Genomic DNA, 21,015 nt, shown 5'->3' on the forward strand with positions numbered 1-21,015 from the left:
TTGGGGCGACTTCGGTCGCCCTTTTTTTCGTCCTGCGTTTGCGCACGGATGATCTGAACGCCGCGCCTGCTCTGGATAGTACATGCTTAGCTAGCTAATAATTCGCGTCCTGCACGGAGGCGGAACCCTTTGGCTAGGGCTATGTTCAGAGCTGAGACCCTTTCAGGTAACCACCGTGCGTGATTCCTTGCTGGCGTTCATTGCGCCGAGCACCCAAGCCCTGCAATTTGCGATCAAGACCCTGCTAGGCGGCGGTCTGGCGCTCTGGCTCGCCCTGCGCCTGGGCCTCGAGCAGCCGCAGTGGGCCCTGATGACCGCCTTTATCGTCGCCCAGCCGCTCTCCGGCATGGTGGTGCAGAAGGGCCTGGCGCGCCTGTTGGGTACCCTGGTCGGCACCTTCATGGCGGTGGTGATGATGGCACTGTTCGCGCAGATGCCGCTGCTGTTCGTGCTGGCCTTCGCCCTGTGGCTGGGCCTGTGCACGGCGGCCTCGACCATGCTGCGCAGCGCCTGGTCCTACGCTTTCGTGCTGGCCGGCTATACGGTGGCGATCATCGGTTTGCCGGCCATCGGCAAGCCCCAGGTGATCTTCGACGAAGCCATCGCCCGTTCCACGGAAATCTGCCTGGGCATCGTCTGCGCCACCCTGAGCAGCGCATTGCTATGGCCGCAGCGGGTCGAGCGCCAGCTGGCCCAGCAGGCCCGCGATGCCTGGCAGACCGGCCTGAAGGCGGCGCGCCAGGCGCTGACCGGCGAGGAGGAGGCGCGCAAGGGCCTGCTCGAAGCCCTGTCACGTATCGTCGCCGTGGATGCCCAGCGCGAGCACGCCTGGTTCGAGGGCGAGCGCGGTCGCCAGCGGGCCATCGCCTTGCGGGTACTCAGCCGCGACCTGCTCGGCGTGCTGCGCCTGGCCCGCGGAGTGGCGCGCCAGTGGCGGCAATTGAACAGCCTCGAGGCTGAGGCCGTGGCGCCCTGGTTGCAGGAAGTGGACGAGCGCCTGCAGAACGACGCAGGCGACCGGGCGCAGCTGATCGAGCGCTTGCGTCAGGCTGCCGGGGACGATGAGCTCAACGGCGGGCAGCAGCTGTGCCTGGAGCGCATGGCGGTGCTGCTCATGCGTATCGAGGATGCCAGCCGTGCGCTGCTGGCCGTCGAGCAGGGCAGGGCGCCGGCCGATGCGCCGCGGGCGCTGTCCTGGCACTACGATTGGCAGAGCGCGCTGGTCTATGGCTCGCGCAGCGCGCTGGCCTTCCTGACCCTGGCAAGCTTCTGGCTGGCCACCGGCTGGACCCACGCCACCGGCGCCATGCTGCTGGCCTGCGTGGTGTGCAGCCTGTTCGCGCGGCTGGAGGCAGCGCCGCAGATCGGCCTTATGTTCCTGCGTGGCATTTTGTACGCGCTGCCGGTGGCGTTCTTCGTCGGGCAGATCCTGATGCCGCAGATCGACGGTTTCGTGATGCTCTGCATGGTGCTCGGCGTGCCGCTGTTCTTTGGCGTGCTGGGCATGGCCAAGCCGGCCGTGGCGGCTACGTCCACGGCGTTCTGCCTGCACTTCATCGTGCTCTGTCTGCCGCCACCAGGGGTCGGCTATAACGTCGAATTCTTCCTCAACGAGGCGCCGGGCATGCTCATGGGCGTGGCCGTGGCGGTCATGGCATTTCGCGTGATCGTGCTGCGCAACCCGGTTTGGCATGGCCGGCGGCTGGTGCATGCCATGCTGGTCGACCTCGGCCGGCTGACCCGTCGCGACCTGGGCCGGGCGGAAAACTGGTTTGGCGGGCGCATGGCCGACCGCCTGCTGCAACTGGCGCGGCATTACCCGGCGCGCCCGGATCAGGCACGCAGCCGCTGGGACGAAGGCGTGGCTGGCCTCGATCTGGGCGATGAGCTGCTGCACCTGCGCGCCTGCCTGGCCAGGGCTGATGCCGGCCTGGCGCGCTCTCAGCAGCGTTTTCTGCAGCGCCTCGATGACGCCCTGGAGCGCGGCCCCGCACCGGGCCGCGAGGACGCGCTGAACGCGCCGGTGGCCGAACTGCAGGAGGCCCTGCGCGCCTGCACGCCGAGTATCGACAAGCGCCTGGCCGAAGCGGCGCTGTTGCAGTTGCAGAATGGCTGGCGCCACTGGTGCCAGCTCAGAGGAGATACATATGGGCTTGCATGAATGGTCGCTGGGCGGCGTATTGCTGAGCCCCATGGCGGCCTACGCGGTATTGGCGTTGTTGCTTACCGGCGTAGTGCGCCTGGGGCTGCAGCGCGTTGGACTGGCGCAGTGGATCTGGCACGAAGCCCTGTTCGACTGCGCCCTGTTTGTTTGCGTCCTGGCGGCGGTTATAGCTTTGCTGGGAACCTGAGGAGATGAGCATGCGTTCGACCATTCGCGTCGGCATTACCCTGGCTGTGGTGGTAGCGGCGATCTTTGCTGGCGCCTGGATCTGGCAGCACTACATGTATTCGCCGTGGACCCGGGATGCGCGGGTGCGCGCCGATGTGGTGACCATCGCGCCGGACGTGTCCGGCTGGGTGCTCGAGCTAAAGGTGCGCGACAACCAGCAGGTCAAGGCTGGCGACCTGTTGATGACCATCGACCGTGACCGTTACCAGGCCGCGGTGGAAAAGGCCCAGGCCGTGGTGGATATCCGCAGGCAGCAACTCAGCCTGCGCGAGCACGAAGCCTCCCGCCGTGCGCGTCTGGGCAGCCAGGCGATCAGCGCCGAGTTGCGCGAGAACGCGCAGATCAACGCCGAGATGGCCCGTAGCGAATACCGCGAGGCCCAGGCTGATCTGCGTATCGCCCAGCTCAATCTGGAGCGCAGTGAAGTGCGCGCGCCGCGCGACGGCCAGATCACCAACCTGAGGTTGGCCCAGGGCAACTACGTGACGGCTGGGCAGGCGGTGATGGCCCTGGTCGATACCGCCTCGTTCTACGTGCAGGCGTACTTCGAGGAAACCAAGCTGCCACGCATTCAGGCCGGTGCGCCGGTGGAGATCTGGCTGATGGGCGGCGAGCAGGAGATTCGCGGCCAGGTGGAAGGTATCAGCCGCGGCATCACCGACCGTAACGCCAGCCCCGACGGCCAGTTGCTGGCCAACGTCGAGCCGACCTTCAACTGGGTGCGCCTGGCCCAGCGTATTCCGGTGCGCATCAAGCTCGATGCCCTGCCCGAAAACGTTCAGCTCAGTGCCGGCATGACCGCCAGCGTGCGGGTGGAGTAGGGCGCGTTTGGTCATTGTAGGAGGGGCTTTAGCCCCGATCTCTTCAAGGCATATCGGGGCTAAAGCCCCTCCCACGGTTTCGTAGCCCGGGTATCGCTGCGCTCAACGCCAGGCCACGGGCGGTGATTGATCAGCCGCGCTGCACGCTAGCCGGGGTACGGCGCATCAGCACTTCGCCATGGCGCACCGAAACCAGCGCATGGCCCTGGGTGCGGATCATCTCGTAATCGTCGGGCGCCGAGAGAATCAGCAGGTTGGCCGGGCGTCCCACTTCCAGGCCATAACGCTCACCCAGGTGCAGGGTGCGGGCACTGTTGTCGGTGATCAGGTCGAGGCTGCGCTTGAGGTCTTCGTAGCCGAGCATATGGCAGATATGCAGGCCGGCTTCGAGGATGCGCAGGATGTTGCCGTTACCCAGCGGGTACCAGGGGTCGACGATGGAGTCCTGACCGAAGCAGACGTTCATGCCGGCGCGGTCGATCTCCGCCACGCGGGTCAGGCCGCGGCGTTTCGGGTAGGTATCGAAGCGGCCTTGCAGGTGGATGCTTTCGGTCGGGCAGGAGACGAAGTTGATCCCGGACATCTTCAGCAGGCGAAACAGCTTGGAGCAGTAGGCGTTGTCGTAGGAGCCCATGGCCACGGTGTGGCTGGCGGTGACCCGTTCGCCCATGCCGCGTACCCGGGCTTCTTCGGCCAACACCTCCAGAAAGCGCGACTGCGGGTCGTCGGTCTCGTCGCAGTGCACGTCCACCAGGCAGCCGCTGCGCTCGGCCAGGTCCATCAGAAACTTGATCGATGACACGCCCTGGTCGCGGGTGTTCTCGAAGTGCGGAATGCCGCCGACCACATCGGCGCCCAGTTCCACCGCCTGCTCCATCAGCGCGCGGCCGCCCGCGTAGGACTCGATTCCTTCCTGGGGAAAGGCGACGATCTGCAGGTCGATCAGGTGGCGGGTTTCCTCGCGTACCTCGAGCATCGCCTTGAGCGCAGCCAGGGTCGGGTCGGTGACGTCGACGTGGGTGCGCACGTGCTGGATGCCATGGTCGACCAGCATGTCGATGGTCTTCTTGGCGCGGGTCTTGGTGTCCTCATGGGTGACCAGGGCCTTGCGCTCGGCCCAGCGCTCGATTCCTTCGAACAGCGTGCCGCTCATGTTCCAGGCCGGCTCGCCGGCGGTCAGCGTCGCGTCGAGGTGAATGTGCGGCTCGACGAAGGGCGCGACCACCAGGTTGCTGGCGGCGTCGAGATCGCCCGCGACGGCGCTGACCACCGCCGGCTGCTCGCTGATGGCGGCAATCTGCGAGCCGTCCAGCGTGATATGGAAAAGACCTTCGCGGCCACGCAGGCGGGCGTTGACGATGTTCATGGGGTACTCCTTGGCAGGCTATGAGACGACAGGCGACGAATCAGCAGGGCAATGCTGATATTCAGCCGATCGTGAGGATCATCGAACGAACAGCCGGTCAGCGCTTCGATACGTTGTACACGGTAGCTCAGGGTGTTGCGGTGTACGCCCAGGCGTTGCGCGGCCAGGGCGAGGTTGGCGTTCTCGAAGAACCAGGCTTCCAGGGTCGGCATCAGCACCGGCTCGTGGCGTGAATCATCGCCGATCAACGGGCCCAGGGTGCGTTCGACGAAGCGCTCGAGCAGGCTGCGGTCGCGGATCGCACCGAGCAGTTCGATCACGCCCAATTCGTTGAAACTACATAGTCCCAGGCGTTCGGGAAAGGCCTGGGCGGCGACCAGTGCCTGGCGGGCCTGGCCAAGGGCGAGGGCAAGGCGCTGGGGAGGGTGGCCGCCGGTGCTGAGCCCGAGCACCGGGCGCTGCGGTTGCAGACGTTCGTCCAGTTCGCCGAGCAGCTCGCTAAGCAGCCTGCGGTTACGCTGTTCGTCCTGGCTGCCCGTGCAGGGCAGCAGGGCGATCCAGTGTTCGCCCTGGCTGATCAGCGGCAGGGCACCGCCCAGCTGCTGCAGGCATTGCTCAAGGCTCTGCTGCAGGCATTGGCGGTTGTCACGCAGCAGGCGTTCGCCACTGGCGGCCGCCTCACCGTCGAACAACTGCTCGCTGTTCTGCAAACGCAGCAGGGCGACCTGGCGCGGTACGCTCAGCGGCAGATCGAGGCTGGTGGCGCGCTGCAGCAGCACGTCGAGGGACTGGTAATCACCTTCCAGCAATTGCGCCAGCACGTGCTGGCGCGAGCTGCCGAGCATCTGCTGCTGCACCAGCGCGGTGCCGATGGCCTGGGTGACCACCACCATCTTCAGCCCGTAGGGCTGCTCCAGCAGTGGCAGGCCCAGGCGCTCGGCTTCGGCGATCACGCCTGCCGGAATCGCCTGGATGTACTCGGCGCCGGTGAGGATCACCAGCCCGGCGGTGGCCCGCTCGACCGCCTGGCGCACCAGAAGCAGCAGGTTGGCTTCGTCGCGTGGGTGGTTGATGCCGGTGACGAACACCAGTTCGCCGCCCATCACCCAGTCGGCGATATCCGCATTCTCGGCCACGTAGGGCCAGCGCACCGGGTTGCCCAGGGCTGCCTGGCCGGCGCGCAGGTGCAGGTCCTGCAGGCCGGGCAGGGCCAGTACGTCGGCGACGCTCAGGCTCATGCGCGGACGACCACGTCGCGTGTGGTGAAGACCTTCTTGGTTTCGAACAGAACGATGTACGCCAGGGCTGCGACGGCGATCCCCACCAGCGGCGCAACCCAGGGCGAGAAGTAGGCGCACAGCGCACCGATGCCGTAAGCGCCGAGGCCGACCCAGTTGAATGCAGGCAGGCGCACGTCGGCGAGTAGCGGGTATCTGCCCTTATGGCCGTAGCAGTAGTCAGCCATGATCACCCCACCAATCGGCGGGATGATCGAGCCGAGCAGGATCAGGAACGGGATCAGCATCTCGTACATGCCGCCGATGGCCAGCAGGGTGCCGATGCCGGCGCCCGCGATCGTTACCGTCTTGCGGCGCTCGGTGCGCAGCAGGTTGCAGCCAGCGGCGGCGAAGTTGTAGATGGTGTTGTCCTGGGTGGTCCACAGGTTGAGAAACAGCATCACCACGGCAGCGATGGACAGGCCCTGCAGCACCAGCACTTCGACGACGTCCGGCTGTTGGTAGACGATGGCGCCGTAGGCGCCGGCAACGATCATCAGGCCGTTACCGAGAAAGAAACCGACCATGCTGGCGATCACCGCGATACGCCCGGTACGGGCGAAGCGCGTCCAGTTGGTGGCTTGGGTCGCACCGCTGACGAAGGTGCCGAAGACCATGGTGATGGCCACGCTGAGGGTCATGCTCTGGGTCGGCTCGATGGCCATCAGTGCGCTCAGGCCGCCGATATCATCGGTGGCGATCCACAGCGAGCAGAGCAGCAGGGCGAGCATCGCCGGCACGGAGATCCGCGAGAGAATATCCAGGCCCTTGTAGCCAATGAATGCGGTGATGCAGAAGGCGAAGCCGAACAGCACCATCAGCGGCATGATCAGGCTTTCCGACAGGCCGAGAATCTTCACCAGCACGATGGCGACCGTCGCAGTGCCCCAGGCGTACCAGCCGATTTGGGTGAAACCGAGCAGCACATCGGAGAGCTTGCTGCCGGCTTCGCCAAAGCAGAAGCGACCCATCAATACCGAGTTGAGGCCGCTGCGGCAGGCGATCAGGCCCAGCACTGCAGCGTAGGCGCCGAGCAGCAGGTTGCCTATGATCGCGGCCCAGATCAGCGTCTTGAAGTCGAAGGCCATGCCGATCTTGCCGCCGGCGAACATGGTGGCGGTGAAGAAGGTAAAGGAGAACAGCATGATCGAGGTGGAGAACAGCCCCTTGCGGGCGCCGGCCGGCACTTCGCTCAAGGGGTAGTCGCTGTCGGTGGTGGGGTGGGTCATGGCCTGGCTCCACGGGGTGAGGGAAGCCATGGCTATAGCAGGCGACGTGCCAACTGATCGGTTCGGCAGCTGGTACAGCGCCGGTTGTGCACTGTGCACAATGAAATGGGGATTTATAGCTTTATCGCGGATTATTTTTGTTAGGGATAACCAGGCTTGACCCGTCTTGGTGCGCTACGCGCAGGGCATGCACCAACAGGTCACGGCGCGCCTCAATAGGGTTTTACCTGCCAAGTGGCGCAAGCGGTCGTTCGCTATTTTTGTGGAGGTGGCGTTGTGGAAGCGGGCGGGGACGCCTAGTCCATGCCCGCTTTCACAGTAAATAACCCTCCCCAGCGTGCGTCTTGTCGCAGTCGCTTCACACGGCTTACAGAGACCGGGAGAGCACTTAGCGGGTGCCGAGGAAGTCGCGCTTGCCCAGTTCCACGCCGTTGTGACGCAGGATGGCGTAGGTGGTGGTGATGTGGAAGTACAGGTTCGGCAGCACGTGATCGAGCAGGAAGGCCTGGCCCTGGAAATGGGTTTCCTTGTCGCGGCGCTTGAGCGTCACGGTGCGGTCTTCGCTGCCGTCGAGCTGCGCAGCGCTGATGCCCTGCACGAATTCGAGGGTCTTGGCGATGCGTGCCTGCAGCTCGGCAAAGCTGGTTTCGTCATCGGCATGGCTCGGCGCTTCGACGCCAGCCAGCAGGGCCGCACCGGCCTTGACGGTATCGCAGGCGATCTGCACCTGGCGGCTGAGCGGGAACATATCCGGCGCCAGACGCGAGCCGAGCAGTACGCTCTGTTCGATCTTGCGCGCTTCGGCATTGGCGGCAGCGATGCCGAGAATGGTCGACAGGTTGGTCAGCTGGCGAGTGAACACCGGGATCGAGATGGAATGCATGGACAGTGGCATGGAAAGCTCCAGGGGAAGAAGGGAAGGCGCAGGTCCAAAGATCCGGCCTGATAACCGTGGGTGGGGCGGGCAGCGTAAGTGCAACCCATCATCAAGGCCGATGGGTTGCACCCATCCTTGTATCTCGACCAAAGCCTCCTGGTGAGGCTATGGTTCCCGACTGATCATCGGGGGAGGAGCTGCAAGCCGTATCCATCCTTAAGCCTCGAGCTTGCCTCGTAGATTGCGCTGCGCTCCTCCACACTCATCCGCCAAGTCCGAACGGTATCCAGAGCTTCGAGCTCGCATCAGCAAGGTTGGACAGGATGACGTGATGATCGGTGAAACGCTGAGGAGGAGAGATCATGACAGCGGTAGTGGGTGTTGATATCGCCAAGCGCACCTTCGATCTGGCGATCTTGCAGCCTAACGGCAAGCACAGAACTAAAAGCAAACTAAGCAATGACAGGGCTGGCTTTGCGGTTTTCGCCGACTGGCTGCAGCGTTATGCCGAGTCTGGCGCCTGGATCGTGATGGAGGCCACGGACATCTACCATGAGGCCCTTGCCGAGCACTTCCATGGCCTGGGTTATCGAATTGCGGTGCTCAATCCGGCACAGATCGCCCGTTATGCGCAGAGCCAACTGCAGCGCAGCAAAACGGACAAATTGGACGCCAAGCTGGTCGCCACCTATGGCCAGCTACACGTCGATCAATTGCGTACCTGGCAGCCGGAGCCCTTGTCCGTGCGTAAGCTGCGCGCACTGACCCGGCGTCTTGAGGATCTTCAGTCGTTGCGGCAGATGGAGCTCAATCGTCTCGATGTCAGCTCGGCCACTGTCCAGAACTCAATTCAAGCCGTCCTGCAACGGCTCGATGAACAGATTGCTTGGACGCTCGAGCAGATTAAGCGCCATATCGACGATGATCCGGATCTACGTGGCAAACGCGATTTGCTGGTGAGCATCGATGGCATCGCCGATAAGACCGCAGCTCTGATACTGGCTGAACTCGGCGATATCCAACGTTTCACCGATGCACGCGCCGTCACGGCCTTCGCCGGTCTGGATCCACGGCTGCAGGAATCTGGTGTCTACCGCGGCCACACTGGCATCTCGCGCACGGGCTCGTCCAGGCTGAGGACGGCGCTGTATCTGCCGGCCGTCACGGCACTCACCTATAACCCCGCTATCAAGGCACAGGCTGAACGTCTGAGAGCCAAAGGCAAGAAAGGCAAACAAACCGTCTGCGCCGCGATGCGCAAGCTGCTGGGCATCGCTTACGGCGTACTGAAATCGGGCAAGCCTTTCGATCCCGCTTTGGCGATTGCACGGTAGGGCCGAAGACGGTATCTACTCGTGAGTAAGTCGATGCGACGCTATCCACCAATAGAACTATGAAATCAGCCGATGCTGATCGGCGGCAGGGTGGCCAGCTCGACGGTAAGGGCTTTACGTGGCGCGATGATTTCGGCTTCGCCGTCGACCACCAGTTCGTCGTGCTGGTTGAACACGCGGGTGGCGATGCGCACGCGGAATTTCGGCAGTTTCTCGAGAATCTCCAGACGCACGGTCAGGGTGTCGCCCAGCTTGACCGGCTTCTGGAAGCTCATCTGCTGGCCCACGTAGATGGTGCCAGGGCCGGGCAGGGTGCAGGCCACTGCGGCGCTGATCAGCGCGCCGCTGAACATGCCGTGGGCGATGCGCTCCTTGAACATGGTGGTGGCGGCGTAGTCGGCATCCAGGTGCACCGGGTTGTGGTCACCGGAAACGGCAGCGAACAGCAGGATGTCACGTTCTTCCACGGTCTTGCTGTAGCTGGCGGTCTGGCCGACTTCGAGGGCTTCGTAAGGCGTGTTGCTGCTTTGCGTCATAGGTTGGGTTCCTGAGGGGGTGATGGTCGCTGCTGGGGCTGTGCAAGCGTCTGTTCCAGCCAGTCGATCAGGTCGCGGGTGACCTCGTCACGGTTCAGCTCGTTGAGCAGTTCGTGGCGGGCCTGTGAATAGCGTTTCAGTGTGGTGCGGGTATGTCCTGCCCCGCTTAGCGCATCGGCCAGGCGTTGCAGACCGCCGCCTTGGCTGACCGGGTCCTGGTCGCCACCAATGATCAGGATCGGCAGCTGCGGGGCAATCTGTTTCAACGAAGCCGGCGGGGTGATGCGCTGCAAGCCTTCCAGCAGGTCGAGCCACAACTGGTTGGTGCAGCGAAACCCGCACAGGGGGTCGGCAATGTAGCGGTCGACTTCCTTGCTGTCACGGCTGAGCCAGTCGAACGGCGTACGTGCGGGCTCGAAGGCCTTGTTGAAGGCGCCGAACGACAGCCGTTCGATCAGTGCGCTACGCCCGGTCGCGCCCTGGCGCCAGCGCTCGAGGCGGGCAACCAGCGCCGCCGCCCGGTAAGTGCCCGGCTTGGCGTAGTTGGAGCCGCTGAGAATGGCACCCTGCACGCTGCTGCTGTGGTGCATCAGGTAGGCGGTGGTGACGAAGCTGCCCATGCTGTGGCCAAGCAGGATGATCGGCGTTTGCGGCCGCTGGTGGCGGATGTGGTGATTGAGCGTGGAAAGGTCGCCGACTACATGGTTCCAGCCATTCTCGTCGGCGAAATGGCCAAGCAGGCCGTGTTGCGCCGTCTGTCCGTGGCCACGGTGGTCGAGTGCGTAGAGCTCGAAGCCGGCGCCGACCAATGCTTCGCCAAGGCGTGCATAGCGGCCACTGTGCTCGGCCATGCCGTGGGCGAGCATCACCACCGCCTTGGGCTCGCCCGGGGCGTGCCAGTGATTGACGTACAACGGCACGCCATCACTGCTGTCGAGCCAGAAGCTGCGGTGTTGCATGGCGAAATCCCTTCCTGCTGGTGCTGGGCATTGTAGACCCTGCAGGTGCTGAAATTCACGGTATTGATTGTGGCTTTGCCAGGCCGTGGCCGGCTGCTAAGTTCGTTCGGGTGACCTCACGCACCGTCGGAAAACAAGGGATAACAACAATGCAGCCCGATTTCTGGAACGACAAGCGCGCCCCTGGCGTGGCCAACGACATCGACATGGACGCCTACCAGTCGGTGGTCGAGGTGTTCGAACGCTCCTGCAAGACCTTCGCCGACCGCCCCGCCTTCAGCAACCTGGGCAAGACACTCACCTACGGCGAGCTGGACAGACTGTCCGCCGCCTTCGCCGCCTACCTGCAGCAGCGTACCGATCTCAAGCCCGGTGACCGCATCGCCGTGCAGATGCCCAACGTGTTGCAGTACCCGATTGCCGTGTTCGGGGCGATGCGTGCCGGGCTGATCGTGGTCAACACCAACCCGCTGTACACCGCCCGCGAGATGCGCCACCAATTCAAGGACGCCGGCGTGCGCGCCCTGGTGTACCTGAACATGTTCGGCAAGCTGGTGCAGGAGGTGCTGCCCGACAGCCAGATCGAATACCTGATCGAAGCGCGCATGGGCGACCTGCTGCCCACCCTCAAGGGCTGGCTGGTCAACACCGTGGTCAAGAAGGTCAAGAAGATGGTGCCCGTCTACCATCTGCCCCAGGCGCTGCCATTCAAGCAGGTGCTGGCCGATGGCGCGCGACTCGACCTGCGGCCGGTCAGCGCGGCGCAAAGCGATATCGCCGTGCTGCAGTACACCGGCGGCACCACCGGGGTGGCCAAGGGCACCATGCTCACCCACGCCAACCTGATCGCCAACATGCTGCAGGCCAACGCCTGCATGCTGCAGCACGGCCCCGACGGCACCCCGCTGATGAAGCCCGGCCAGGAGGTGATGATCGCGCCGCTGCCGCTGTACCACATCTACGCCTTCACCATGAATTGCATGTGCATGATGGTCAACGGCAACCACAACGTGCTGATCACCAACCCGCGGGATATCCCCGGTTTCGTCAAGGAACTGGGCAAGTGGCAGTTTTCTGCATTACTGGGCCTCAACACCCTGTTCGTGGCGCTGATGGATCATCCCGATTTCGACAAGCTCGACTTCAGCCATCTCAAGGTCACCAACTCGGGTGGCACGGCGCTGGTCAAGGTCACCGCCGAGCGCTGGCAGCGCCTGACCGGCTGCGCGGTAGTGGAAGGCTATGGCCTTACCGAAACCTCGCCGATCGCCAGTGCCAACCCCAGCGGCGACCTGGCGCGCCTGGGCACCGTCGGCATTCCGGTACCGGGCACGGCGTTCAAGGTCATCGATGACGACGGCAACGAACTGCCCCTGGGTGAGCGCGGCGAGCTGTGCATCAAGGGGCCGCAGGTGATGAAGGGCTACTGGAATCGCCCCGAAGCCACTACCGAGGTCCTTGATGATGAGGGCTGGTTCAAGTCCGGCGATATCGCGGTGATCGACGAAGACGGTTTCGTGCGTATCGTCGACCGCAAAAAGGACATGATCATCGTCTCCGGCTTCAACGTGTACCCCAACGAGATCGAGGAGGTGGTGATGGCCCACAGCAAGGTGGCCAGTTGTGCGGCCATCGGCGTGCCCGACGAGAAATCCGGCGAGGCGGTGAAACTGTTCGTGGTCAAGCGCGACGAAAGCCTGACCGCCGAGGAGCTCAAGGCCTACTGCAAGGAAAACTTCACCGGCTACAAGGTGCCGCGGCAGATCGAGTTCCGCGAGTCGCTGCCCATGACCAACGTCGGCAAGATCCTGCGTCGCGAGCTGCGCGACAACGCCTAGCCACGACGACCCCGGTCCGGGAGGGCGCTACGCTCGACCCGGGCGTAGGCAGATCATCCGCGCGCACCGGTGCATGGATTGCCAATCTCGTCCTGCACAAAACCGTGCAGGCGTCTATCATGGGCGCTGCCTGCCAGCCGAGGCTGCTAGCCAGAAGATTTCCGGTGGTGTGCGGCCGTGACCATTTATAGCAAGGCGGTCACTTTCGATACTGATCGGCCTTTTCGAGCCCTGGTCGGTATCTGGCAACTCTGCTAATCTCGGCCCGCTTTGCGCTCCACGGGAGCGAACAGCCAGGTATACATACAACAAACAACCGCCTTGGCGGTGAAGACAAGCTGTTGCTTAGGAGTGGGTGTCCATGACCGAAAACTTCTGGACGGACAAGTATCCCGAGGGGATCGCGGCCGAGATCGATCCCGACCAGTACCCCAACGTACAGACGGTGCTGAAGCAGTCCTGCCAGCGTTACGCCGACAAGCCCGCGTTCACCAACCTGGGCAAGACCCTCACCTACGGCGAGATGTACGAGCGTTCTGGTCACTTCGCTGCCTACCTGCAGCAGCACACCGATCTCAAACCCGGCGACCGTATCGCCGTGCAACTGCCCAACGTTCTGCAATACCCGGTCGTGGTATTCGGCGCCATGCGTGCCGGCCTGGTGGTGGTCAACACCAACCCGCTGTACACCGCGCGGGAAATGGAACACCAGTTCAACGACTCCGGTGCCAAGGCATTGGTGTGCCTGGCCAACATGGCGCACCTGGCCGAGCAGGTGGTGCCCAAGACCGGCGTGAAGACGGTGATCGTCACCGAGGTCGGCGACATGCTGCCGCCGCTCAAGCGTCTGCTGGTCAACGCCGTGGTCAAGTACGTGAAGAAGATGGTGCCGGCCTACAACCTGCCGACTGCCATCACCTTCACCGAGGCCCTGAGCCAGGGCCGTGGCAAGGCGGTCAGCGAAGCCAGCCCCGACGCCCAGGACGTGGCCGTGCTGCAGTACACCGGCGGCACCACCGGCGTGGCCAAGGGCGCGATGCTCACCCACCGCAACCTGATCGCCAATATGCTGCAGTGCCGCGAGCTGATGGGCTCCAACCTCAACGAGGGCAGCGAGATCCTCGTTGCACCGCTGCCGCTGTACCACATCTACGCCTTCACCTTTCACTGCATGGCGATGATGCACTGCGGCAACCACAACCTGCTGATCACCAACCCCCGTGATCTGCCGACCATGGTCAAGGATCTGTCCAGGTTCAAGTTCAGCGGCTTCGTCGGCCTCAACACGCTGTTCGTGGCGCTGAGCAACAACGAAGGGTTCCAGCGGCTCGACTTCTCCAAGCTCAAGGTCACCCTGTCCGGCGGCATGGCGCTGCAGCAAGCGGCAGCCGAGCGCTGGAAGCAGGTTACCGGCTGCCCGATCTGCGAAGGCTATGGGCTGACCGAAACCAGCCCGGTGGCCTCGGTGAACCCCATCACCAATATCCAGATGGGCACCATCGGCATTCCTGCGCCCTCGACCCAGTTCAAGGTCATCGACGACCAGGGCAACGACCTGGCGTTGGGCGAAACCGGCGAGCTGTGCATCAAGGGCCCGCAGGTGATGAAGGGCTACTGGCAGCGCCAGGAAGCCACCGACGAGGTGATCGATGCCAACGGCTGGTTCAAGACCGGCGACATCGGCATCATCCAGCCCGACGGCTACATTCGCATCGTCGACCGCAAGAAGGACATGATTCTGGTGTCCGGCTTCAACGTCTACCCGAACGAGCTGGAAGAAGTGCTGGTGGCCCTGCCGGGCGTGCTGCAGTGCGCTGCCATCGGTGTGCCGGACGAGCGCTCCGGCGAGTCGATCAAGGTGTTCGTGGTGGTCAAGCCAGGCATGACCCTGACCAAGGAACAGGTCATGCAGCACATGCACGACAATCTCACCGGCTACAAGCGGCCCAAGCAGGTCGAGTTCCGCGAGAGCCTGCCGACCACCAACGTCGGCAAGATCCTGCGCCGCGAACTGCGTGACGAAGAGCTCAAGAAGCTCGGCAAGAAGTAACCGTCGCGCTGCACACCAAGGCCCTGCAGTGCAGGGCCTTTTTTATTGCCTAGGCGATACCCCGGGGCATTTGCCCGCAGAGCAAATATGCCTAGACTTGCGCCCTGTGCACTGGTCGGCGCTGGAGGCGTGCCTGCGATGCAATTACCGGATCTGAATCTGCTGGTCGCCCTCGACGTGTTGCTGGAGGAGGGCAGCGTGGTCGGCGCCGCACGGCGCATGCACCTGAGCCCGCCGGCCATGAGCCGCACCCTGACGCGCATTCGCGAGGCCGTGGGCGATCCGATTCTGGTACGCGCTGGCCGCGGCCTGGTGCCGACGCCCCGGGCCCTGGAGCTGCGCGAGCAGGTGCGCGACCTGGTCGAGCAGGCCAGCCACGTGTTCCGTTCCCAGGAGGTGGCGCTGGGCAGCCTCGACCGGGCGTTCAACATCCGCACCAACGACATCTTCATGGTCTGTTACGGCGGCCGGCTGGTCGAGCTGATCCGTGAGCAGGCGCCCAGGGTGATGCTGCGCTTCGTGCCGGAAATCGACGGCGACGACGATGCCATGCGCGCCGGGCGCATCGACCTGGCCATCGGCGCCTCGCTGCAGCTACCGCCGGAGATCAAGCACCAGGGGCTGTTCATGAGCCGCTTCGTGGGCATGGCACGGGCCGACCATCCGATCTTCGACGAGATGATCAACGCCGAGCGTTTCGCCGCCTTCGACCAGATCAGCGTGTCGCGGCGTGGCCTGGCTCGCGGGCCGATCGACCAGGTGCTCGAACGGCAGGGACTGTCGCGTCGCGTGGTGACCGTGTCGCCGAGTTTTTTCTCGGCGGTGCTGGCGCTGCGTGATTCGGACCTGATCCTGCCGATGCCCAATCCGGTGGTCGCCGTGTGCAGCCAGCTGGGCCTGGCCCTGCGCAGCTTCGAGATCCCCTTGCCACTGTCGCCGGTGCGGGTCCACCAGTCCTGGCACCCGCGCTTCGACAACGACCCGGCCCATCGCTGGCTGCGGGAGCTGGTCAAACGCTGCTGCGAAGAGAACGCTTTAGGCGTCTGAATGCTGCGTCTGGCGCAATCATTGATTAGAAACATTGCAATTTTCGGTAATGATCGTTTTCCCTAGACTGCCGGCTAAACACGTTACCGGATATTTCCACATGTTCTGCCCTTGCCAGGCGGGCGGTTGCGCATCGTCATGAATGCACCTGCGCTCGCGCCTTTGCCCCTCGCCGTGCCCCCTACGCCACAAGCCGCACCGATGCAGGTGAGCCCCTTCGGGCTGCGCATCGTCGTCGGCCTGCTCGGCGTGCTGCTGGCCGTGCTGGTGTCGGGTTTCAACGAGAACGTCACCAAGATCGCCCTGGTCGACATCCGCGGCGCCATGGGCATCGGCCATGACGAAGGCAGCTGGCTGCTGGCGCTGTACATGGCCGCCTCGGTCAGTGCCATGGCCTTCGCGCCCTGGTTCGCGGTAACCCTGTCGATACGCCGCTTCACCCTGTGCGCCATCGGCGCCTTCATGCTGCTCGGCCTGCTGTCGCCGCTGGCGCCCAACGAACGCGTGCTGATGCTGCTGCGCGCTCTGCAGGGGCTGGCCGGCGGGGCGTTGCCGCCGATGCTGATGAGCGTGGCGCTGCGCTTCCTGCCGGCCAACATCAAGCTCTACGGCCTGGCCGCCTATGCGCTGACGGCGACCTTCGGCCCCAGCATGGGCACCCCCCTGGCCGCATTCTGGGTGGAGTACGCCGGCTGGCAGTGGGCGTTCTGGCAGATCATCCCCGGCAGCCTGCTGGCCATGGCCGCCGTGGCCTGGGGCCTGCCGCAGGACCCGTTGCGCCTGGAGCGCTTCGCCCAGTTCAACTGGCGCGGCCTGCTGCTCGGCCTGCCGGCGATCAACCTGCTGGTCATCGGCCTGCTGCAGGGCGAGCGCCTGAACTGGCTGCACTCGCCGCTGATCGTCAGCCTGCTCGGCGGTGGCAGCCTGTTGCTGGTGCTGTTCCTGCTCAACGAATGGCGCCACCCGCTGCCGTTCTTCAAGCTGCAACTGCTCAAGGCGCGTAATCTCAGTTTTGCACTGTTCACCCTGGCCGGTGTGTTGCTGGTGCTGTTGGCGTCGAGCCTGATTCCGTCGTCCTACCTGGCCCAGGTGCAGGGTTACCGGCCGCTGCAGACGGCGCCGATGCTGCTCTGGGTGGCCGTGCCGCAACTGCTCGCGCTGCCCTTGGTGGCCGCGCTGTGCAACCTGCGCCAGGTCGATTGCCGCTACGTGCTGGCAGCCGGGCTGGGGATGATGGGCCTGACCTGCGTGCTCGGTTCGCAGCTGACCTCGGCGTGGATTCGCGATGACTTCCTGTTGATCCAGTTGCTGCAGATCTTCGGCCAGCCGATGTCGGTGCTGCCGCTGCTGATGCTTTCCACCGGCAGCATCCAGCCGATCCAGGGGCCGTTCGCCTCTGCCTGGTTCAATACCGTCAAGGGCCTGGCCGCCGTGGTGGCCACCGCGGTTCTCGACCTGCTGACCACCGCGCGCCTGCACCTGCATTCCAACAACCTGGTCGATCGCCTCGGCAACCAGCCGCTGTTGCCCGACGGCGCGGCGAGTCACCTGGCCAGCCGCCTGCACCAGCAGGCCCTGGTGCTGACCTACGCCGACCTCTACCTGTGCGTGGCGTTGGTCGCCTTCGCGCTGATCCTGATCATTCCCTTCGTGCCCACGCGCATCTACCCTCCGCGTGCCGCCCACTGAACCGATGGACTCCACCATGACTACCCTGCGCAAACCCGCTCTGCTGATCGGCCTGCCGGTCGCCGGCCTGCTGGTCTGGGGCGCCTGGCAACTGCTGTTCGCCGAGCACTACCAGCAAAGCACCAACGACGCCTTTATCAGCGCCGACTTCACCCTGGTGGCGCCGAAAGTCGCCGGCTTCGTCAGCGAGGTGCTGGTCGAGGACAACCAGCGGGTCAAGGCCGGGCAACTGCTGGCACGTATCGACGACCGCGATTACCGCGCTGCGCTGGATGTGGCCAAGGCCGGCGTGGCCAGCGCCGAGGCGCAGCGGGTGAATGCCGAGGCCAGCGTGCAGCGCCAGCAGTCGGTGATTGACCAGGCGGCCGCCACGGTCAAGGCCGACCAGGCCGAAGTGCGCTTTGCCGAGCACGAACTGCAGCGCTACAAACACCTGGCTGGGCAGGGCGCCGGCACCCTGCAGAACGCCCAGCAGGCGCAGAGCCGTTTCGATACCGCCCTGGCGCGCCAGCAGCAGAACCAGGCGGCGCTGGCCGCCAGCCGCCAGCAAACGGCGATCCTCATCGCCCAGCGCGATGCCGCCGCTGCCGCGGTCGAGCGGGCCGCGGCCGAATTGCAGCGTGCTGAGCTGGATCTGTCGTATACCGAACTGCGCGCGCCCATGGACGGCATGGTCGGCCGCCGCGCCCTGCGCGCCGGCGCCTACGTCAGCCCCGGCAACGCGGTGCTGGCGGTGGTGCCGCTGGAGCAGGCTTTCGTGGTTGCCAACTTCCAGGAAACCCAGCTCAACCGCGTGCGCCCGGGCCAGCCGGTGACCATCGCCGTCGACAGCTACCCGGACCTGCAACTGCGTGGCCATGTCGAGAGCCTGGCGCCGGCCACCGGCGTGACCTTCGCCGCCGTGGCGCCGGACAACGCCACCGGCAACTTCACCAAGGTGGTGCAACGCATCCCGGTGAAGATCGTGCTCGATGCCGACCAGCCCGTGGTGGGTTACCTGCGCGTCGGCATGTCGGTGGAGGCGAGCATCGACACCCACGAAGTCGATGACCGGCAACTGGCCCAGGCGCACTGATATGAACCGACTGTATCGACTGACGCTGCTCGGCCTGGGCATCGCCCTGAGCGCCTGTACCTTGGGCCCGGACTTTCGCAGCCCTGATGCCCGCCTGCCGGACGCCTGGGCCCTGCAGCAAGGCCCGGTACGCAGCCAGCCAGAGGCGGCCAGCGTGCAGGCGCGCTGGTGGGAAAGCTTCGCCGATGCGCAGCTCTCCGCCTTGCTGCAGCGCGCGGTGGCCGGCAACTTCGACCTGCAACTGGCTGCCAGCCGCGTACAGCAAAGCCGCGCCGTGCGCCTGAGCAGCGGCGCCGCACAGGGGCCGAGCCTGGATGGCCAGGCCGGCTACAGCCGCGCCCGCAACAGCGAGGAGGGCCTCAACGACCCGTCCGGCAACGCCGGCAAGAGCGACTACAACCTCTGGCAGGCCGGTCTGGGCGCCAGCTGGGAGCTGGACCTGTGGGGTCGCGTACGCCGGGAAGTGGAAGCCGCCGACGCGCAGCTCGCCGGCAGCCAGGCACTGCGTGACGGCGTGGCGCTGTCGGTGCTGGCGGAAACCGCCAGCGACTACATCCAGCTACGCGGCGCTCAGCAGCTGCGGCTGATCACCGAGCAGAACCTGCAGATCGCCCAGCGCAGCCTGACCCTCAACCAGACGCGTCTGGACGACGGCGTGGCTACCCACCTGGAAGTCGCCGAAGCGGCTTCCCGCGTGGCATCCCTCGAGGCGCGCCTGGAGCCGCTGCGCCTGCGCGAGCGGCGGCTGGGCAACGCCCTGGCGCTGATGCTCGGGCAGGCCCCAGGGAGCCTGCAGGCGGAACTCGGCGAGCCAGCCGAGATTCCCCAGGGCCCGCTGCGCGTACCGGTCGGTCTGCCCAGCGAGCTGGCCCGCCGCCGCCCGGACATTCGCCAGGCCGAGGCCCAACTGCACGCGGCCACCGCCAGCATCGGCGTGGCCGAGGCGGACTTCTATCCGCGCATCACCCTGTCCGGCGATCTCGGCCTGCAGGCGTTGCAGTTAGGGGACCTGGACGGCTGGTCCGCCCATCGCTTCGCCATCGGCCCGGCGATCAGGGTGCCGCTGTTCGACGGCGGGCGTCGGCGCGGCGCCCTGCAATTGCGCGAGGCGCAGCAGCAGGAAGCGGCCATCGCCTACCAGCGTACCGTGCTCGGCGCCTGGCACGAAGTGGACGACGCCATGGCCGCCTATGAGGCCCAGCAACGTCGCCATGATCGATTGCAGGGAGCGGTCGAGCAAAGCCGCGTGGCACTGGACAATGCCGAATTGCAATACCAGGAGGGCACGGTGGATTACCTCAACGTGCTGAGCGTGCAGCAGGCCTTGCTGAGCAACGAGGGAGAACTGCTGGACAGCCGCCAGGCCACCTCCCTGGCGCTCGTCGGCCTGTACCGCACACTGGGTGGCGGCTGGGAGCAACACGCCGGCGGCGCATGAACCCAGGCCAAGCAAGCGGCACCGGCAAACTAGGCGCTTTTCAGGTAACGCTCGTAGAACTCCACGGTCGCCAGGTTCTTGTCCTTGGCTTCGAACATGATGTCGAAGCGATCGAGAAACTGCAGCACGTACTCGTTGGTCCAGTGGTTCCACATGCGCGCGCTGTGGCCATACAGCTCGCGCTTGGGCGCCACCGCCAGCACTTCGGGCATCTGCAGTTTCTGCTCGGCGCTCAGCCCCAGTTCCTGCAGGCGCTCCTGAGGTTGTGACAGGTGCATGGTCGGGCGCACGCCGCGCCAGCTGTCGATGATCCGCGCCACGCGCTCGCTGTGCGGGTCGATGTAGTCGTCCTCGTGGATCCAGCAGTGGTGCACGTCGAGCACCACGGGGGCGAGATCGGCCAGGGCCAGGCAGGCATCCACGCCATAGGTCTTCTCGTCGTTCTCGAAGGTGATGCACTGGCGCGCCTCATGGGACAGCCGCGGCCATACCGCGCGAATACCGTCGCCACCCAGCTTGCCAGCGATATGCAGGTTGCACTTGAAGTCCTGAAAGATCCGCCCGTAGCCCATCATGCGGATCATATCGGCGTGATACTCGAACTCGGCAAGGCTGTTCTCCACCACGTCGGGGCGATCCGAGCCCAGCACGCAATACTGGCCGGGGTGCATGGACAGGCGAATGTTGGCGGCGCGCGCCACTTCGCCGATGGCTGCGAAGCCTTCGATCAGGCGTTGTTCCATTTCTGGCCGCTGATAGAAGGCGGCGACCTTGGGGTGGCTGTAGAACGGCAGCAGGTCGCTGCTCAGGCGCAGCATCTGCAGCGGCTCGGGCAGGGTGACCACGTAGGCGAGCAGACGCAGCTGGGCCTGCAGGTTGTGCTCGACTATCTCGGTCAGCTTGGCGTAGGCCACCGCCTGGCTGACGCTGTCCATCCAGCGCAGGGTGGTGGTGCGCGGGTTGAAGGCCGCCTCGATGATCTTCAGCTCGCCAGCCGGCAGGCTGCGGTCGGGGTGGCGGTACTGGCAGGCGAAGCCAATGCGGGGTACGGACATGGACGAGTCTCGGAATAGGCTGTGCAGGCAGT

At 65.0% G+C, this 21,015-nt stretch carries 17 protein-coding genes; 10 read left to right on the forward strand and 7 right to left on the reverse strand.

Going from position 1 to position 21,015, the window contains the following annotated elements; genetic code table 11:
* Positions 1-175: 175 nt before the first annotated feature.
* The 3 genes from BM154_RS11450 to BM154_RS11460 are packed head-to-tail and all read left to right on the forward strand — an operon-like array spanning position 176 to position 3,213.
* Positions 176-2,161, forward strand: coding sequence for an FUSC family protein (locus BM154_RS11450; RefSeq protein WP_074883472.1), 1,986 nt, complete (start codon positions 176-178; stop codon positions 2,159-2,161).
* Positions 2,148-2,351, forward strand: coding sequence for a DUF1656 domain-containing protein (locus BM154_RS11455; protein WP_074883475.1), 204 nt, complete (start codon positions 2,148-2,150; stop codon positions 2,349-2,351). Before BM154_RS11450 ends, BM154_RS11455 begins: the two co-directional genes overlap by 14 nt.
* A 10-nt stretch (positions 2,352-2,361) precedes the next feature.
* A complete protein-coding gene (locus tag BM154_RS11460; protein ID WP_074883478.1) occupies positions 2,362-3,213 on the forward strand; it encodes an efflux RND transporter periplasmic adaptor subunit in 852 nt (283 codons plus the stop codon).
* Between the two features lie 130 nt (positions 3,214-3,343).
* Here BM154_RS11460 and codA read toward each other — a convergent pair whose 3' ends face one another.
* The 4 genes from codA to BM154_RS11480 all read right to left on the reverse strand — a co-directional run bounded on the left by codA (position 3,344) and on the right by BM154_RS11480 (position 7,980).
* Positions 3,344-4,579, reverse strand: a complete 1,236-nt coding sequence (gene codA / locus BM154_RS11465; RefSeq protein ID WP_074883481.1) for a cytosine deaminase — start codon at positions 4,577-4,579, stop codon at positions 3,344-3,346.
* Positions 4,576-5,817, reverse strand: a complete 1,242-nt coding sequence (locus BM154_RS11470; protein ID WP_074883483.1) for a PucR family transcriptional regulator — start codon at positions 5,815-5,817, stop codon at positions 4,576-4,578. Before BM154_RS11470 ends, codA begins: the two co-directional genes overlap by 4 nt.
* A complete protein-coding gene (gene codB, locus BM154_RS11475; RefSeq protein ID WP_074883485.1) occupies positions 5,814-7,085 on the reverse strand; it encodes a cytosine permease in 1,272 nt (423 codons plus the stop codon). The genes BM154_RS11470 and codB overlap by 4 nt, the downstream gene beginning before the upstream one ends.
* 388 nt (positions 7,086-7,473) lie before the next feature.
* Positions 7,474-7,980, reverse strand: a complete 507-nt coding sequence (locus BM154_RS11480) for a DUF1993 domain-containing protein (RefSeq protein WP_074883488.1) — start codon at positions 7,978-7,980, stop codon at positions 7,474-7,476.
* A 344-nt stretch (positions 7,981-8,324) separates the two neighbouring features.
* Between BM154_RS11480 and BM154_RS11485 the strand changes: the two genes are divergently transcribed.
* On the forward strand, positions 8,325-9,296 hold the full coding sequence (locus tag BM154_RS11485; RefSeq protein ID WP_074883491.1) for an IS110 family RNA-guided transposase: 972 nt from the start codon (positions 8,325-8,327) through the stop codon (positions 9,294-9,296).
* Between the two features lie 65 nt (positions 9,297-9,361).
* Here BM154_RS11485 and BM154_RS11490 read toward each other — a convergent pair whose 3' ends face one another.
* Together BM154_RS11490 and BM154_RS11495 are read right to left on the reverse strand one after the other, a co-directional pair.
* Positions 9,362-9,832, reverse strand: coding sequence for a MaoC family dehydratase (locus BM154_RS11490; RefSeq protein ID WP_074883495.1), 471 nt, complete (start codon positions 9,830-9,832; stop codon positions 9,362-9,364).
* Complete coding sequence (locus tag BM154_RS11495; RefSeq protein WP_074883498.1) at positions 9,829-10,791, reverse strand: alpha/beta hydrolase; 963 nt, start codon at positions 10,789-10,791, stop codon at positions 9,829-9,831. The genes BM154_RS11490 and BM154_RS11495 overlap by 4 nt, the downstream gene beginning before the upstream one ends.
* Before the next feature lie 149 nt (positions 10,792-10,940).
* On the opposite strand from BM154_RS11495, the gene fadD2 reads away from it, so the two are divergent.
* The 6 genes from fadD2 (at position 10,941) to BM154_RS11525 (ending at position 19,928) form a co-directional block, all read left to right on the forward strand.
* The gene (gene fadD2, locus BM154_RS11500; RefSeq protein ID WP_074883501.1) at positions 10,941-12,629 is read left to right on the forward strand and encodes a long-chain-fatty-acid--CoA ligase FadD2; all 1,689 of its coding nucleotides are present in this window, start codon (positions 10,941-10,943) and stop codon (positions 12,627-12,629) included.
* Between the two features lie 361 nt (positions 12,630-12,990).
* Entirely contained in the window at positions 12,991-14,679 is a 1,689-nt protein-coding gene (fadD1, locus tag BM154_RS11505; RefSeq protein ID WP_074883504.1) for a long-chain-fatty-acid--CoA ligase FadD1, read from the forward strand.
* 138 nt (positions 14,680-14,817) lie between these two features.
* On the forward strand, positions 14,818-15,726 hold the full coding sequence (locus tag BM154_RS11510) for a LysR family transcriptional regulator (protein ID WP_074883507.1): 909 nt from the start codon (positions 14,818-14,820) through the stop codon (positions 15,724-15,726).
* A 138-nt stretch (positions 15,727-15,864) separates the two neighbouring features.
* The gene (locus BM154_RS11515; protein WP_074885304.1) at positions 15,865-17,415 is read left to right on the forward strand and encodes an MFS transporter; all 1,551 of its coding nucleotides are present in this window, start codon (positions 15,865-15,867) and stop codon (positions 17,413-17,415) included.
* A gap of 16 nt (positions 17,416-17,431) precedes the next feature.
* On the forward strand, positions 17,432-18,490 hold the full coding sequence (locus tag BM154_RS11520; protein WP_074883510.1) for an HlyD family secretion protein: 1,059 nt from the start codon (positions 17,432-17,434) through the stop codon (positions 18,488-18,490).
* A 1-nt stretch (position 18,491) separates the two neighbouring features.
* A complete protein-coding gene (locus BM154_RS11525) occupies positions 18,492-19,928 on the forward strand; it encodes an efflux transporter outer membrane subunit (RefSeq protein ID WP_139225442.1) in 1,437 nt (478 codons plus the stop codon).
* A gap of 29 nt (positions 19,929-19,957) precedes the next feature.
* On the opposite strand, the gene BM154_RS11530 is transcribed toward BM154_RS11525, so the two are convergent.
* On the reverse strand, positions 19,958-20,983 hold the full coding sequence (locus BM154_RS11530) for an apurinic/apyrimidinic endonuclease family protein (RefSeq protein ID WP_074883515.1): 1,026 nt from the start codon (positions 20,981-20,983) through the stop codon (positions 19,958-19,960).
* Positions 20,984-21,015 lie beyond the last annotated feature (32 nt).

This window comes from Phytopseudomonas argentinensis (assembly GCF_900113905.1).
GTDB classification, from domain to species: domain Bacteria; phylum Pseudomonadota; class Gammaproteobacteria; order Pseudomonadales; family Pseudomonadaceae; genus Aquipseudomonas; species Aquipseudomonas argentinensis.